This window comes from Pseudomonas sp. NBRC 111119, assembly GCF_001320125.1.
GTDB lineage: Bacteria > Pseudomonadota > Gammaproteobacteria > Pseudomonadales > Pseudomonadaceae > Aquipseudomonas > Aquipseudomonas parafulva.
This window is the reverse complement of record NZ_BCAV01000069.1, coordinates 1-14,758: the sequence shown is the minus strand read 5'-3', so window position 1 is coordinate 14,758 and position 14,758 is coordinate 1. Positions and strand designations below refer to the sequence as shown.

Sequence of the window (14,758 nt, the reverse complement as noted above, 5' to 3'; positions counted from 1 at the left end):
TCTCCTTTCTCGCACGCGAGAATCAGTTTTCGTCCTTCCAGCGGAAGAACTGTTCGTTCTGTGCCGTAGCCTGGTTTTCCTGGTTGGCCAGGTTCGCTTGCAGGTTCATGTTCAGGGCCTGCAGCTTCGATTGGGCCGAGGTCAACATGCCGTTTTCAGTGGCGATGCGGTTCTGCAGGTCGGCAGCATCCTTGGCGTTGGTCGTCAGGTCCACTTGCTGGGACAGGGTGGCCAAGTTGTTCAGATGGACCTGCACTTCGCTGTAAAGCGCATCACCTGCGGACAGCGCAGCCACAACCGAGTTAGAACTGAGCTGGTAGTCCTTGGCACGATTGCTTTCCGGTGCGGTGAACAGCTCCTGCGGCAAAGTGTTGATCAACTGCTCGTAGTAGCTCTGCTTGCTTCCGTAAGCGCCGCTGTTCTGCCGAGACACCACCTCTTGCCAAGAGCCAGGTACGACCGAGGCCGAGTTAATCGACTCGTTCAGGCCAATCGCGCCGCGACCGTATGCACCCTGCAGGTTGTTCAGGATGTTGCCCTGCGTCTCGTACTGGTCTTTCAGCGTCTGGTACTGCTGTTGCAGCACAGCCAGGTTCTGCGCCAGAGCCGCCCAGGTGCCAGCGTCACCAGTAGGCACACCGGTTGCGGAGGCCTGGCCGGATATAGCCACGGAAACGGCGATTGCCAAGCCGAGTTTCTTGATAGTTGTCATCATCGAACCGCCTTCAAGTTGTGGGTGTTTTTGGCCTTGGCTTCCTGCATGAACACAGGTACCCAGACCGATGGATCGTCGGTGCCAAGGCGCTCGATGATCTGATCCATCAGGGCGACACCAACGTCATTCGAGGACAGGACCGGGATAAAGTCGGACAGGTCCTCATCAGGGTTATCCGACGAGAGATCGAAACAAGCCCGCACCGATTCCCGACCACGACGGATCAAGAATTTGTGTTCCTTCGGGTTGAGCTTGCGTAGCCATTCCCGCTCGGCCACCGTCAGGTTTTCATGGTCTTCATCTTTCACCTGGTCGCTGGCCAGGTAGATCTTGGTGACGGTCTGCTTATCGATGGAGTCCGTTTCGCTGCGGAAATACTTGGCATCCGGCGTCACGAAGATAATCAGCCCGTTCTTACGGCGGATCTGCATGATGAAGTTGTCGATTTTCTTGCGCCAAAACTCGTTCTTGACCAGGTTCTGGCCTTCTTCCAGTACCAGGATGAACGGGCGGCCATTCATGGCCTGCTCGATCCGATGCAGCGGGTAGCTCATCACGACAGGCAGCTCGGGACGGGCTTCACCCCCCTTGAGCAGCTCCATCATTTCAAAGCAGTAGTGCCGCGCTTGCGAGAAGTCGATGGAGTCCTCGGCATTGTCGAACACACCCGCATTAGCGCCGGTAACACCTTTGGCGCCATGCCAGATGGCCATAATGTCGGCCAGTTCGCCCTGGCCGTAGGTCCAGACCACATTACGCAGACGGCGATCAGCAAGCGGCAGACCGTAGTTCTCCTCCACTGCTGCCTTGAACCGGGTAATGTCTTCGGCACTGGTCGGCGTCGAGGCGTAGCACTCGCGCATCTGCACTTGCCAATCGACCAGGTACGCACGGTTCTCCGGCGTATCGGGCAGCTTGAGCGGGTTCCAGCGCATGTTGCTGTGCGGGGAAAGCGTGGTGTGAACGCCGCCCATAGCCTTCATGAACACCTTTGCCCCAAAGCGGTTGTCGAACCAGAACACCAGCGGCTCAGCCTTGTCTGCCTCGGAGATCAGCAGGGTCAGCAGCGTGGTTTTACCCATGCCGGTATCAGCCGCCATGCCTAAATGGCCCGCTACCATGCCTTCCATTTCACGGTGGAAATTGAAGTTGTATTGCGTGTAGCTCTCCGTCTCAAAGGCGGTGATCGCAGGCCCCCACAGGTTGCCATCGCGACGGCCCCGGGCGTAGTTGTGCAAGGATGCAAACCCGGCGAAGTTGCTGGACTTGATCTTGCCGCGTCGACCGATCAGCGCTTCTTTCTGGCCCGGTAGTTGCGACCAGAAGAAGGTTTCCAGAGCGAACCATTCACGCACTGGCTTGACCAGCATTTCAACAAAGCAACCTTCCACCAGCCCAACCGCATGATCCAGGCGCTTGCGGTTGATCTCCCGGTTTGCCTCGGTATTCATTGGCAGCGATGGCACATGCACGAAAATGGTCAGGTGATGCGCACCATTGACCGCATTGCCACGGCGGAGGTCGCTGATACCTTGTTTCAGTTCCTTCTGGTCGTCCTCAGAAATGTTGTGCTTGTCGTCCACGGTCATGCGACGGGTTTCATCCAGCATCCCCTGCTCAGCCTCAATCCGGTTCTGGAAGGTGAACGACTGGGTGATGATGAACTCCACCGGCTGCTGCAGGAACTTGTCGAGCATGCGCGACGGTGTACGGCGCGGCCACTCGCCCATGCTTAGCATCGCGCCGATTTTCGACTCGGTGCTGCCACGGATCTCGCACATGTTGGCCAGGACCCGGAAATTCAGCCGGGCGTATGGCAGCGACTCTCTGATCAGCAGGTCCGACACGGGCACCTTGCGGTTGTCGAGGTTGATCAGGTAGTTGAAGAAACTGCTCAGCTCGCAGAATTCCTCACCCAGGAAGTCATGCACGGCTTCCGCTTCGTAGACTTCGTGATCACCAACCGTTGCCTTGAAGTCATGCCACTGCAGCTGGAAACGCTGCACGGCGTTGAACGCGGTTTCACGATCAATACGGCCCATACGCGGCTCAGGATGACGCTGCACCCGTAGCCGGCGAGTACCGTAGTCAGCCAGGCTACGCAGCACCAGGTTGGAGGCCTTGTAGAGCGAGTCGGCCATCGCATCCAGCGATTCCGCTTCATTCTTGGTGGCCTCGGTACCGGTCATCAGCGCGATAGCCCGATCCATCAGACCAGGCATACCCGCACGAAAACGCCTTCTTACCAACGAAATGTAGATATCGTTGATGTAGAAACCACGGCTCTCGTAGCGCTGGCGAAGACGCTTGTTGAACTGCTGGGAGAACCAGGTACCGCCTACGCCATCAGGAAAGTCGGTCACCTTGCGGCGCACGAACGTGACGTAGACAGTCAGGTCACTGCTTGCGATGGTGCGGAACACAGTGTTGCGCTGCTGCTCGAAGCGCTTGATCTGCTCGGCAGAAAGCGAGTCGAACAAGAGGCCGTCCACTTTGATGACTTGGACCAGCGCTTCCTCGCTGGTGATAACGGTTTCGTCATCGTAGTGGACGTCATACGGCACCATTGCGCTCACCAGCATTTCATCATCATCCAGTGCCGCAGCTTCTGGATGCTGAACACCAAGCGAAAGATCCATATTTCGCGTCAGCTTTTTGAATGCCTTATCAACGAGGCGCATAACTGCGATACCCCCAAAGTTTGCGTAACCGCGATGCCTTCAAGTTACTTGCTGCCTGTAAAACTCCGAATAGATATACGTCTTTACTGCATATCCAATACGAAATGACAAACAAGACTGGGATAAGACCCAACGGGTACAGTGATCGAATCAACAGTGCTAACAGCACAGGTGCTATCAGACTTATAAGAATGCTCGACAATGTGAATGGTCCGACCATTGAAGGCCGGGCCATTGCCAATACGAGCACTTCACCTTCTTCAAGGTCGTCGTACTCGGCCATCGCTTACCTCACTTCAGTGCGGTTTGCGCACCGGTTTTGATGGTATCGACCAGGTTTGGCGAGAAGAACACCAGGAACACGCCGGCAACAGCCCAGCCGAACTGGCCCCACGACATACGGCCCGACTTGGCCTGGAAACCGCAGAACGCAATGGCTGCGATGCCCAGGTAGTAGCCGATATCAAAGATGAGGAAGGACACTACGTCCTTGGCCAGGTTTTTCAGGCCGCTGAAATCCATTGCCGCGTTGGCGATTTCAGGGAGGATTGCGAAGGAGAACAGCGACCCCAACACTGCGATCTTGGTGGCCTTGGCCATCCAGTCATCGCGCATCAATGCCTTGTGCGATGGAGTCTTTTGCGAGAGAACTTGTTTCAGAGTTGCAGTGGCTTTGTCCTTGAGCCAGGTCCGCCAGGTTTGTTTGTCGTTGATACCTACGTTGCGTTGAGTTTTGCGAGCAGAGAGTTGCATACCATTGCCTCTTTGATCATGACGGGGAACCCCCGTACGTTACGGTTATTGCCTTATTAGGATTGTTAGGGCAGGTATCCTTTATGAAGTCGATAGCAGTATCGGCATTCTTAAATAACCGTGTTTTCCCTAACGAGGTTACTACGTTGAAGCGTTGTCCCGTTGAAGGGCTCTCAATGATTAATTCCCATTTCCGACCGTCGCTTTCCTGCCTTTCATTAAGGATTACTCGGTAATCCGGCTGGGCGACGGCGAAAACCGCCAGATCTTTCTTCTCTAGGCTCTGCATCTCTTCCCCTGGGCAGCTCTTGGCCAAATACAGGGGCGATACTGGAGTCCTCTTCGATTTTGTTCTAGATCCCACCTCGCATTTCTTCCCTCTTTCGAGTTTTGATCCATGAAATCCGTGTTTCGTGGTTTAAGATATGCCTTTCATTTCACGAAATCAATGTTTCACTGTGAGAAATATCGGATCCATCACATTCGGCGACGAACGGCCAAGCCCCTGGCTAACGCCTGGTAAGGGTGTGATTTGAATAGGTCTTTGATTTGAAAAGGAAATATCCATATTTCTGGCATCTGCAATGCACGGACGCCGGCTTCGTGCCGGGTAACAAGGTGTTTCGGGGATGAGACACCTCGCGCAGAAGACAACGAGAAATACGTTTTGCTCAGATTGCCCGACGAACGGTCTAGGACGGGCTTTGGAGGGTGGTCAGGTGGCAGCTGGGAGCCGCCCCGAACTGCCACCCTGGCCAACAGGATCTGTACGCAAGGAAACCATCCCGTACGACACATGTTGACGTGCGCGCAGTGTAGCAACTCCCTTCCTTACCTTTCTCGCATGCGAGAAAGCCACAGCGCTGATCCGTGACCCTTATCAATTTCCCGCATGCGAGAAAATCTAGTAAACCCTTTTTAGGGGTTGACTATGGGGTTTACTGATGCAAGCATGATCCCACGTTCAATCCACTGCTCCACCGGAGATCATAGGAAGGTCACCATGAAACGCACTGCCGTTGCGAACCAAAAGGGTGGCGTTGGCAAAACCACCCTTGAAGCCCACCTGGCCTGCTATGCAGCAGAACAAGGTAAACGTGTGCTTGTACTCGACCTGGACGAAAGCGACCTGTCGCAGTTCTTCCCCCCTATCGAGGATGGCGACGATACGCCCTACCTCATGGCCAGTCAGCTTTTCACTGACGAGCACGCCGGCTTCGTCCCGCGCCAGGTTGCGCCCAACATCTGGCTGATCGAGGCCGACGTAGCGCTGCTGGATGTGGATGATATGGAGCTGGACGTTGTAACCAATCTCGCCAAGGCTCTGGACCGCTTCAATGACGAGTTCGACCTTTGCTTGATCGATACTCCGCCGAACCTGCAGCGCCGCATGATTGCCGCCCTAGCGGCTTCTGACTCAGTTGTCACTCCGTTCAACATCAGCGCATTCACGCTGGCTCGCATGCCGAAGCTGATGGCCACAATTGAAACTGTGCAGGATCAATACAACCCGGGCCTGCGTTTCCTAGGTTTCTTGCCGAACCTCATCAATAGCCGCTCAAGCGAAGAACTGGAGATCTTGCCGAGCCTTCGCGAGGAACACGGCGAGGCCATGTTCAACGAACAAATCACCCACCGCCCCTGCATCAACAAATCTCTGGCAGCCGGCAACCCTGTGTGGCGTAAAGCTCGCAGCGGGAGTCAGCGGGATGCGGGTAAAGAAATGAAACGGGCCTGCGCAGCGGTGCTTAGCAAGGTCTTTGCGGAGTGAGGATTGAATCATGACGGAGAAGAAAAACTCCTTTGGTCGTGCAGTTGCGGCGACGGCCAAAAAGCTTTCCGACTTTCAAAAGCGCCCGGCCAACGAAGGTGCGCTGATTGAAAAGGTCAACCCTGGCGAAATCGAGTGTGTGAAGCAGATCCGTAGCCAAGACAACCCAGGATTCTCTGAGGAATCGCTGCGGGAACTGGCGGACGACATTCTGGTAAACGGCCAGATCGAACCCTGCGTAATACGACTGCACCCAAACCCTGAGTCAGGCTTCAAGTACCTGATGGTTGCCGGTGAACGCCGTTATAGGGCGTGCATCATTGCGGGTGTGCTGGTCGAAGTGACGGTGAAAGACCTCACCGATGCTCAAGCGAAGCGCATTCAGCGGTCCGAAAACGTTCACAGCGAAAACCTCACTCAGCTGGAACTGGCACTTGCCCTGCAGGAAGACAAGGACAGGCTCGGCACCCTGGAGAAGGTCGCTGCTGAATGGTCCAAAGGGATAAACTGGGTGGCTGAACGCCTTTCCTATCTGGTGAACGTCACCAAGGAAGGCGCAGGCCGCGAGGCGGTCGCCCGTGGCATCACTGCGGATATCTCGACGGTCAACGATATCAGCCGCCTCGATAAACTGGACCCGCAAGCTGCTGCGGATCTACTGGAGCGCGCAGAGGGCAATGAAGACCTGAACCTCCGCCAGGAGGTCCGCACCACATTGCGCAACACCAAAGCCCTCCGCGTACATAACGGCGGATCCAAGAAAGGATCCGATAAAGGCGCACCGGCGAACTCGACCCAGCAAACCCTGCTCGATGACCAGTTGGGCAAACTGCGCGAGGCAAACGCTGTGCTGTCAGCACAGGTGGAAACCCTCACCTCGGAAAACACCTACCTCAAGGCCGAGTTGGAGAAAGCCCGTGCGCAGCTGGCCGAGCGATGGAAAGACTCTGAATGACCGCCCGGCATCCTGACCAGGACCTGCGGATCCCCCGAGAGGAATTCGAGCGGATCCGCACCAAGTCGAAAATGCACTCACGCAGCCTCGACGTAGCCTTCGAGATCCTGGTCGAAGGCAAGGGCCTTGTCGCGGTCGCCAATGCGCACGGACTTACCAAGCAGCGCGCCTTGGCCATCCGCGACAAGATCTATTCCAGTTACCTGACACAGACCCCGGAGGGCTGGCGGTGCGCGCAGATCTGCGCACCTGCCGAAATGATTGATCGCTTCGTGCTGGAGGCCGACGCCGAACGGCTTCGGTACTGGCAGACACATTCCATGACCACCAAGGACGTTGAACCATGACCACCCCAACCGATAAGGATCTCGCCCAGCTGCTGCAGCCATTGCAGGAAAGCTTGGCGGGTATCAACCGTTCACTGCGTACGTTGGCCGATACCCGGCTGCTCGAAATCTTCGGCCCTGAGCTGTCAGACCGAAAGAAATGGACTGAGCAGTTGAAGCACGCGCACCAGGAGGATGACCAGGCGCTGTTTGATCTGCGTCAGGCCGGAGAACAGGGCCGATACCCAGGCGGATATGACCAATGGGTCAAAGACTTCGGCGAGGAAGAAGCCAAGAAGCTGGCAGCACCCGTGGTAAGCGCTTTGGAACGTCGAAAAGTTACCTCGGCAGAACTGGCCGAGTTGGAAGCCGCTCAACCTCTCTTGGCGCGGTTGTATCGCGAATTCAGCAAACTGCAAGGCTGATCCAGGTCCCTGGAGTGACGAATGGACCGGTCCCTAAAGTGACGAATTGACTGACATTGCGCCCACGGGCTAGGCGGCTGGCCAGGCGCCCAACCCTCGCATTCGTCACTTCGGGGACCGGGAAACTATATCGTCACAAATGGGTATACCCCATATGATACAGGGATGCCCTGCCCTGCCCCTTCGGCTCGGAAACAAAAAATACACCAATTCTGATACACTGATTTGAGTACACCCATACTGATACGGTATTCCCAATGTTCATCCGCGCTTACCTACGAGCTTCGACCGATGATCAGGACGCTAGCCGCGCCCGTGATCAGCTGGAAGCATTCGTCGCCGGCTTCGGCCTCGCCATTGCGGCCAGTTACATGGAGAACGCCAGCGGCTCCCATGCCAACCGGCCAGAACTCATCCGCTTGCTGAAAGACGCCAAGCGAGGCGATGTGTTGCTGGTGGAGAGCATTGATCGACTATCGCGCATGGGTGATCAGGATTGGCGGGAACTCAGGGCCGCGATTGACCAGCGCGGTCTGCGTATCGTCGCTATCGACCTCCCTACCAGTCACCAGGGCATGACCCTGCCCACCAACGATGAATTCACAGACAGGATGCTGTCGGCTATCAACTACATGATGATCGACATGATGGCGGCAATTGCCCGCAAGGATTATCAGCAGCGGCGGGAGCGGCAGAGTCAGGGCATCGTCAAAGCGAAAGCAGCTGGTGTGTACAAGGGCAGACCAGTGAACGAGGACCTGCGCAAGCGGGTGCGTGAGCTACTGGGCGCGAACCTCGGGATTCGCGCTACTGCCAGGCACGCGAACTGTTCAACCACCACCGTGATGCGTATTCGTGATGAGCTGTCAGTCGAGCCGGGCGGGAATGGGTGACTAGCGCAGGCGCAGCCGGAGTCTGTCAGCCATTCACGACTGGCCGCCGCCGGCAGGCGACTTTGAGGCCCTAACAGCCAAAGCAAATGCAGCTGGGGTTAGGAGATCATAAGAACGACGACTTGCCGGGCCTTGTAATTCGCGGCCTGCAGGGCAGCACCTCGCTCATACTATGCACGAACCTCCGATCATGATCTGTGAGCGACCATCGCTCACTATCTATGACCTACCCCTAGCTCATCATCCGTGAGCTAGGTTAGCTCACAGTATGAGCTACCCCCCTCGATGAGCTACCCCTAGCTCATGTGTGAGAGATATCTCACAAGATTTGGAAGATAACGTGCAAGGATGAGCTACCCATCGCTCACCAGATGAGCTAGGGTATGCGTGACTCATGAACGATATCTAACAAATCTGGAAGATATCGATCACGTAACGACACCGTAGGAGGCTTAATGGCCAGTGACAATAACGAGATCCGCGCCTATGCGCAGCCGGCCCAGCGCGGTACTTGGGTACAGACTGAACGCGCTGGCCATGAAGCGTGGGCTGCGTTGACAGCACAAGCGCCCCGCGCTGCTCAACTGATGCACATCCTCGTGCAACACATGGACAAGCAAGGTGCGCTGATCATCAGTCAGGCCACTCTGGCCAAGCTGATGGAAACGTCTGTCGCTACCACCAAACGAGCCATTGCCATTCTGACCAAGCATAACTGGATACAGACCATCAGCGTCGGTGGCCAACGTGGCGGGACGCTCGCTTATGTAGTGAACAGCCGAATTGCATGGGCGGATAAAAGGGACAACCTGCAGTTCGCCCTGTTTAACGCTCGGGTACTGGTATCGACCGAGGACCAGGCCGATTTGGGCGATGCCAAGCTCAAGCAGCTGCCGACAATGGAAGACGGCGACATTCAGCTACCTGCAGGGCCAGGTATGGATCCACCCGCGCAGGAATCACTGGAAGGAATGTTGCCGGATATGCCTTCTATCCCCCACGGCAACTGACGCCAGAAACGCCAAGGAGGGACTATGTGGAAAATCACATTCAGCAAAGAGGACCTAGGAATCGGTCAATTCGGCGGCAGCGTACGGATGAACGATCCTGCGTTGTGGCCGGTATTGCCGGACACTAAGGTTCCTCTGACCCCGCTCTGTACGATCACCGAGGCCTTATTGCCAGTTAGTTTCCTGCCGCCTGGCATGGCCATGACGGTGTTCATTGCGCCGAACCGTAAGGCCAACGGTTTCAACCTGTCGACCATGCGGCGATACACGGTGCATCAGCAATCAGAGCTGCAAGCTGCACGGGATAGCGGGTATGCGAGGGTGATTCTCCACACCCTCACCGATCATGAGCTGTCGCCACCCGACTCGGCCTTCATTCTCGACCGTGCATTCATCCGCAAGGAGGAATTCACCGAGGCAGAGGAAGATGCCGAGCTGGAGGACGATGATTTCGGTCTGGAAATCAGCAAGGTGTCAGGCCGACCTGCTTTTCTGCAGGACCCGATTTATGAACCCAGCTCCCGCTACATGTGGCTGCTACAGCTAAACGCCTCAGAGCTGGAGGACATAGGGCCTCGGTACGAAGGCATCTTTGAGGATGGCATTGGCCACCTCATTCTTGATCAGCAGGCCCGTAAGGCACCGCAAGGCGCCGATGCGGGTTATTTCTTCATTCAATTCACCTAACACGCAAGGAAAGCCCGATGCCGAAGCCAACCACCATGAGCTTTGAACAGCAAGAGCTGCACGCCAAGGCCCAGTGCCACGACTGGAACACCACCTACAAGCATGGTGCCCTGGTCAGCTACGCCGAAATTTACGGGCAGGGTGAAACACATCGCGCCGAAACAAGGGGCAATGCGTGGGTGATGTGTGGCCAGGCCGTCATCTTCGTGGATGGTTTGTCAGGCGCTGTGTCGCTTGACCACTGCACCGTTGTCGCCGCTCTCGATGCGGCGCAGAAGTCAGCAACCGAGGAAACCGAAAATGTCTGATGAACGCTATGCGCGCCTGCAGCAGGCTCTTATCGAATCGGCCAAGCAACACCTGGTGGAATTGACCGGGGCTTTGGCATTGCCCAGTGGGGCAGACCGCAATGAAGGGATTTCTTCGGCCTGGTGGCAACTGACCGGACTGACCCAGCTGGTTCACTTTGACAGTGGCTTGGATGAGGCGACCAAGCAGGAGCTGGTGGCCATCGACCAGCTGGCCATCCAGGCCACAACCAAACCTGCAAACAAGGCATTGATGGCCAGCGAAGCAGACGCCGATATTGCGGCCGCATTGGCTGATCCAACCACTTCTTACTGGCTCAAACACAGCCTGCAGCAAGCGCTGCCGCGTGATCCAGTGGATGCGGTCAATGATGCGGAATGGCTTTTTGAGTTGCTGAATAAACGCTGCGTGGAGCAGCTGCAGCACGAAGCGCCACCGTCGATGGAAATGGAATTTCGCAGTGCTAACGGCACTACCACTCAGATCGATATTTCCCAGGTTGCGCCAGTCATCGAGCTGGGCGGCTTCAAAGCCTGAATGGCCGAGCGGCCATAAAAGACGAAACCCGCAGCACGGCAATGCTTGCGGGTTTCTAGGTTTTTGCGAAGGAGCAAAAATCCACGCGCTTATTGTACATCGAGCGCTGGAGATTTCACAGCGACACGGAGGAAGCAGCGATGGCCGATCAACGTTACCCGGTAAGCATCGGACAAGGCGAGAATGCCAAGCAGTATTCCGAGGCCTACCAGACCCAGCCAGGCTATGCGGTGCAGTGGAAAGGCATACTGCAGAAAGCACACGGCCAGGCCCTGGTGCGTTGCTTGTGCCCAGGCAAAGGCACTCGACGCTTGGCCGTACGGCACAGATCCGAACAGGATTCGTTTCACCTGTCCCGCTATCCGCACACCGGCGCCGAGCATGCGCTTGATTGCCTGTACTACTCGCCTGATCCCGACAAATCGGGATTAGGTGCCTACAGCAAGGGCGTGGTCGAAGAAACCAAGGATGGCGACCTCAAGATCAAGCTCACCCTTTCGCTTCGCAAGAAGGATCCGGCAGAAAACCAGCCGATGGAGGGTACTTCCCCTGCCCCATCGAGCAGCAAGCCTTCCAAACCGGCGATGACCTTGTGTGGCTTGCTCCACTTGCTCTGGAGCGAAGCAGGCCTCAACCAGTGGGTACCAGGTATGGCGGGCAAGCGCGGACTCGGCCTGATTCACAGCCGTCTGCAGCACGCTGCAGACCGCATGCTCGCTTCGCGCATGCGCATTGGTGACGCTCTGCTCATTGCTACGAGTTCGGCTGGCCTGCAGGCCGACGCCAACAGTCAAAAGGTGGCCAGCGCGATCAGAAACAAACGCCGCCTAATCGTCGTCGCCCCCTTGGCGGCGCACTCCGAAGAACGCGAACACGCAATGAGCGGCTATCTCGCCATCGCTGGCTTCCACGGAGTACCGCGGCTGCTCATGGACGAAGAACTATGGCAGAGGACCGCCAGGAGCTACGCCGCCGCGCTGCGTGGATGGCGCGAAGGACGCCGAGTGATTGCCATTGTCCAGACAGATCAACCCACAGTGCCCAGCAAAGCCCAAGCGCTCAATGTGGCCCTGATGGTTGTCAGTGACGAGTGGATACCCGTTGAGTCGGGTTATGAGGCGGTGATCGAGGCGTTGCTCCGCGATCAGGGGCGCAGATTCATCAAGCCGATGCGTTTTGATGCGGATCAGGAACAGGTGTTTCCCGATTTCTGGCTGATGGACGTAGGCGCCGGCAGGGAGCTACCGATGGAAGTTTACGGGCGTCAGGATCCGAAGTACCTGGCCCGCAAGGAAGTGAAGTGCGCCTACTACACGCGGCACTACGGGCCAACCGGATGGTGGTCGTGGGACGCCAGTGCGGACCCGCGAGGCTTGAGCATTCCCGCATTCCCCCCGGCTCGGCACCCCTAAGATGACCACCATTGACTGGGCGCTGTACGACTGCAAGTTGGGCCAGATCAAGGACGTTGAACTGGCCCGGTTGATCGGCTCGACCCCGCACCGCGTGCGCCGTCGCCGTGAGCAACTGGGGATTCCTCCATGGTCTGTCGGCAAAAAAATCGAACCCTTCAAAGATCTCTTAGGCTTTGTCGCAGACAGCTCGATAGCTGCCCGCTGCGGCGTGGACGCCAAAAGCGTCAAGGCCTACCGCGAGTCGTTGGGCATCTTGCCCTTTTTCCGGCCCGCGCCACGCAAGCAGGTGCTGCCCATCGGGCACGATCTGAGGCCCTATAAGCCGCTGTTTGGCTACGTCAGTGACCAGGAGATCGCCCAGCTCGCCGGCGTTGATTTGGACCTGGTGCAGGACGTACGTGAGGGGCTTGGCTTTGAACCCATCCCGCCGTTGCTAGGCAGTGCAACACCAGATCCAGTACCAGACTTTCACGGCCCGTTGCTGGGTTACGAATCATTGTTTGCGACCATGACGCCGACAGAGATCAGCCGGAAAACCGGCGTACCGTACCCTGTGATAATGCAGCGCTGCGCCTTCTTGGGCATTCAGCCCTACAAGCGTGTTTCGGTAGCGTCCCGCTACGATCACTTGCTGGGCAAGGTGCCTGATGCGCTGGTGGCGAAGCTGGCAGGCGTTTCGCGAGCCAGCATCGGCGCCCGGCGCAAGCGATTGTCGGCCCAGGCTAAAGCCGAGCTTTAGCTAATTCTCGCACGCGAGAATTACCGACACTGCACCGTCCACAACTGATCCCAGCTGGTCATGTAACTAGGGCTAAGCAGGGCACGACGCATGCCCCAGTCAGGCGTCAGTGGGACCGCTGCAGTACGCAAGCAGTCATGCCCCCATCGGCGGTTGATCTTGTCCATCGTTGCCATGAGCGCATCCGAGCGCTCCGGCTGGCTTGGGCTGAAAAGATCCTGCGTGTACTCTCCCCGCTTGCGCAGGTCCATCAGCAGCACCTCGGCCTTGCTATACGCAAAGCCAGGCCGGTAGATCTCTGCTGCCGCCTGCAGTGCAGATTTCGTCAGCTGCCGCACATCATCGGTTGGGAAAGCCGGAATGCACGTCGCTGCGTTCGCGTACTTGGGTCCGTCGCCATGAAACGAAGTCTGGATGCCAATGCGTAGAGCGCCGCATAGCGAACGCTGCATGCGCAGCTTTTCAGCGGCACGGTGAATGTAGGTCGCCAGTGCTTCCTGAAGCTCTCTGAGCGTGTGAACCCGCTTTCCAAACATCTTGCTGGAACAGATCGATTGCTTGGCCGGCGCGGTCTGTTCCAGGTCCATGCACGACTCGCCTGCCAGCTCACGAATGGTCCGCTCCAGTACGACACTGTATTTGCGACCCATGGCCCGCGCATCCGCTTGCGATAGTTCCCAAGCGGTGCTGATCCCGTCGCTGGCCAGGTTGTCGCGCATACGGCGCCCGATACCCCAAACCTCATCAACCGGCATTCGCCGGAGCAGCCATTCGACCGCCTCTGGTTTGCGTAGATCCACTACCCCGCCAGTCTTCTCACGCCACACTTTTGAGGCGTGCTGCGCGGCCTTGGCCAAAGTTTTCGTATGCCCAATGCCCACACCCACTGGCAGCGCCGTCCATTGCAGGACGCGGGCTTGAATGGCCCGGCCTACATCAATGATCGGCTCGGGAAGGCCATCTAGCCTGCAGAACAGTTCGTCAATGGAATAACGCTCCCAATCGGGTACCAGGGAGGCGATGGCTACGCCAACGCGGTAACTCAATTCGCCATAGAGCGTGTAATTGGAGCTGAACACCGCGACACCATTCTGTTCGAGGAAACCGCGTACCTTGAAATAGGGATCGCCCATCTTCAAGCCGAGGGCTTTAGCCTCGTTCGTACGGGCCACGATGCAGCCGTCCGAATTGCTTAAAACGACGACCGGGCGCTGCCGCAGCTCCGGTCTAAAAATGCGCTCGCAGCTGCAGTAAAACGAGTAACTACGAATGACATATCTATTGACCTGCTGTGAGCGCTTGCCAATCAATGGTTTTCGCGCTTTGCCCCATGTCCATGGGTAAAGGCAGTTTTAGGCCAAAAACCGGTAAATTTATGTCCATGATTATGGGGTCTTGAGGTCAGGACTCACAACCAGTACATGACAGTTGCGGCGATGCAGATGACTGAGAGGAACAGCTCACCACATCTGTCGTACCGCGTGGGGTGCGGCGACCAATCCTTAAAACGGGCGAAGAGGTTCTCGATGCGGTGCCGCTGCG

16 protein-coding genes and 1 pseudogene are annotated in these 14,758 nt (G+C 57.0%); 11 read left to right on the top strand and 6 right to left on the bottom strand.

Translation table 11 applies throughout. The features are described from left to right. Nucleotides 1-22: 22 nt before the first annotated feature. Genes APH25_RS22910 through APH25_RS22900 form a run of 4 tightly spaced genes read right to left on the bottom strand, consistent with a single transcriptional unit; the run spans nt 23 to nt 4,149 of the window. Complete coding sequence (locus APH25_RS22910; protein WP_042857707.1) at nt 23-715, bottom strand: type IV secretion system protein; 693 nt, start codon at nt 713-715, stop codon at nt 23-25. Then, on the bottom strand, nt 712-3,354 hold the full coding sequence (locus tag APH25_RS22905; RefSeq protein WP_047710224.1) for a type VI secretion protein: 2,643 nt from the start codon (nt 3,352-3,354) through the stop codon (nt 712-714). Before APH25_RS22905 ends, APH25_RS22910 begins: the two co-directional genes overlap by 4 nt. 28 nt (nt 3,355-3,382) lie before the next feature. Then, complete coding sequence (locus tag APH25_RS26350; protein ID WP_011005967.1) at nt 3,383-3,679, bottom strand: VirB3 family type IV secretion system protein; 297 nt, start codon at nt 3,677-3,679, stop codon at nt 3,383-3,385. A gap of 8 nt (nt 3,680-3,687) precedes the next feature. Then, complete coding sequence (locus APH25_RS22900; protein WP_047710201.1) at nt 3,688-4,149, bottom strand: TrbC/VirB2 family protein; 462 nt, start codon at nt 4,147-4,149, stop codon at nt 3,688-3,690. Between the two features lie 1,003 nt (nt 4,150-5,152). Between APH25_RS22900 and APH25_RS22895 the strand changes: the two genes are divergently transcribed. The 11 genes from APH25_RS22895 to APH25_RS22845 all read left to right on the top strand — a co-directional run bounded on the left by APH25_RS22895 (nt 5,153) and on the right by APH25_RS22845 (nt 13,216). Next, complete coding sequence (locus tag APH25_RS22895; protein WP_028691931.1) at nt 5,153-5,920, top strand: ParA family protein; 768 nt, start codon at nt 5,153-5,155, stop codon at nt 5,918-5,920. A 10-nt stretch (nt 5,921-5,930) separates the two neighbouring features. Then, nucleotides 5,931-6,875, top strand: a complete 945-nt coding sequence (locus APH25_RS22890; RefSeq protein ID WP_047710203.1) for a ParB/RepB/Spo0J family partition protein — start codon at nt 5,931-5,933, stop codon at nt 6,873-6,875. Next, complete coding sequence (locus tag APH25_RS22885) at nt 6,872-7,222, top strand: TrfB-related DNA-binding protein (RefSeq protein WP_028691929.1); 351 nt, start codon at nt 6,872-6,874, stop codon at nt 7,220-7,222. Before APH25_RS22890 ends, APH25_RS22885 begins: the two co-directional genes overlap by 4 nt. After that, complete coding sequence (locus APH25_RS22880) at nt 7,219-7,626, top strand: hypothetical protein (protein ID WP_042857711.1); 408 nt, start codon at nt 7,219-7,221, stop codon at nt 7,624-7,626. The genes APH25_RS22885 and APH25_RS22880 overlap by 4 nt, the downstream gene beginning before the upstream one ends. Before the next feature lie 257 nt (nt 7,627-7,883). Then, nucleotides 7,884-8,519 carry a recombinase family protein gene (locus APH25_RS22875; protein WP_047710204.1) on the top strand — a complete coding sequence of 212 codons (636 nt, stop codon included), beginning with the start codon at nt 7,884-7,886 and terminating at the stop codon, nt 8,517-8,519. A gap of 455 nt (nt 8,520-8,974) precedes the next feature. Further along, nucleotides 8,975-9,529 (top strand): helix-turn-helix domain-containing protein, encoded by a 555-nt coding sequence (locus APH25_RS22870; RefSeq protein WP_050516190.1) that lies wholly within the window; start codon nt 8,975-8,977, stop codon nt 9,527-9,529. A 24-nt stretch (nt 9,530-9,553) separates the two neighbouring features. Then, entirely contained in the window at nt 9,554-10,216 is a 663-nt protein-coding gene (locus APH25_RS22865; protein ID WP_047710205.1) for a hypothetical protein, read from the top strand. Nucleotides 10,217-10,233: 17 nt separating this feature from the next. After that, the gene (locus tag APH25_RS22860; RefSeq protein ID WP_223625427.1) at nt 10,234-10,524 is read left to right on the top strand and encodes a hypothetical protein; all 291 of its coding nucleotides are present in this window, start codon (nt 10,234-10,236) and stop codon (nt 10,522-10,524) included. Then, on the top strand, nt 10,517-11,062 hold the full coding sequence (locus tag APH25_RS22855; protein WP_042857714.1) for a hypothetical protein: 546 nt from the start codon (nt 10,517-10,519) through the stop codon (nt 11,060-11,062). Before APH25_RS22860 ends, APH25_RS22855 begins: the two co-directional genes overlap by 8 nt. A 140-nt stretch (nt 11,063-11,202) precedes the next feature. Beyond that, nucleotides 11,203-12,474 carry a DUF1173 family protein gene (locus tag APH25_RS22850; RefSeq protein WP_047710225.1) on the top strand — a complete coding sequence of 424 codons (1,272 nt, stop codon included), beginning with the start codon at nt 11,203-11,205 and terminating at the stop codon, nt 12,472-12,474. Nucleotide 12,475: 1 nt separating this feature from the next. Then, entirely contained in the window at nt 12,476-13,216 is a 741-nt protein-coding gene (locus APH25_RS22845) for a hypothetical protein (RefSeq protein ID WP_223625432.1), read from the top strand. A 20-nt stretch (nt 13,217-13,236) separates the two neighbouring features. On the opposite strand, the gene APH25_RS22840 is transcribed toward APH25_RS22845, so the two are convergent. Continuing rightward, the gene (locus tag APH25_RS22840; protein ID WP_156333265.1) at nt 13,237-14,487 is read right to left on the bottom strand and encodes a Y-family DNA polymerase; all 1,251 of its coding nucleotides are present in this window, start codon (nt 14,485-14,487) and stop codon (nt 13,237-13,239) included. A 137-nt stretch (nt 14,488-14,624) separates the two neighbouring features. Continuing rightward, nucleotides 14,625-14,758, bottom strand: a pseudogene (locus tag APH25_RS22835) (IS5/IS1182 family transposase); the annotation flags it as partial.

Bases quoted from the DNA above. Each gene is read 5' to 3' on its own strand.
- APH25_RS22910 (WP_042857707.1), bottom strand. From the start codon at position 715: ATGATGACAACTATCAAGAAACTCGGCTTGGCAATCGCCGTTTCCGTG.
- APH25_RS22905 (WP_047710224.1), bottom strand. From the start codon at position 3,354: ATGGATCTTTCGCTTGGTGTTCAGCATCCAGAAGCTGCGGCACTGGAT.
- APH25_RS26350 (WP_011005967.1), bottom strand. From the start codon at position 3,679: ATGGCCGAGTACGACGACCTTGAAGAAGGTGAAGTGCTCGTATTGGCA.
- APH25_RS22900 (WP_047710201.1), bottom strand. From the start codon at position 4,149: ATGCAACTCTCTGCTCGCAAAACTCAACGCAACGTAGGTATCAACGAC.
- APH25_RS22895 (WP_028691931.1), top strand. From the start codon at position 5,153: ATGAAACGCACTGCCGTTGCGAACCAAAAGGGTGGCGTTGGCAAAACC.
- APH25_RS22890 (WP_047710203.1), top strand. From the start codon at position 5,931: ATGACGGAGAAGAAAAACTCCTTTGGTCGTGCAGTTGCGGCGACGGCC.
- APH25_RS22885 (WP_028691929.1), top strand. From the start codon at position 6,872: ATGACCGCCCGGCATCCTGACCAGGACCTGCGGATCCCCCGAGAGGAA.
- APH25_RS22880 (WP_042857711.1), top strand. From the start codon at position 7,219: ATGACCACCCCAACCGATAAGGATCTCGCCCAGCTGCTGCAGCCATTG.
- APH25_RS22875 (WP_047710204.1), top strand. From the start codon at position 7,884: ATGTTCATCCGCGCTTACCTACGAGCTTCGACCGATGATCAGGACGCT.
- APH25_RS22870 (WP_050516190.1), top strand. From the start codon at position 8,975: ATGGCCAGTGACAATAACGAGATCCGCGCCTATGCGCAGCCGGCCCAG.
- APH25_RS22865 (WP_047710205.1), top strand. From the start codon at position 9,554: ATGTGGAAAATCACATTCAGCAAAGAGGACCTAGGAATCGGTCAATTC.
- APH25_RS22860 (WP_223625427.1), top strand. From the start codon at position 10,234: ATGCCGAAGCCAACCACCATGAGCTTTGAACAGCAAGAGCTGCACGCC.
- APH25_RS22855 (WP_042857714.1), top strand. From the start codon at position 10,517: ATGTCTGATGAACGCTATGCGCGCCTGCAGCAGGCTCTTATCGAATCG.
- APH25_RS22850 (WP_047710225.1), top strand. From the start codon at position 11,203: ATGGCCGATCAACGTTACCCGGTAAGCATCGGACAAGGCGAGAATGCC.
- APH25_RS22845 (WP_223625432.1), top strand. From the start codon at position 12,476: ATGACCACCATTGACTGGGCGCTGTACGACTGCAAGTTGGGCCAGATC.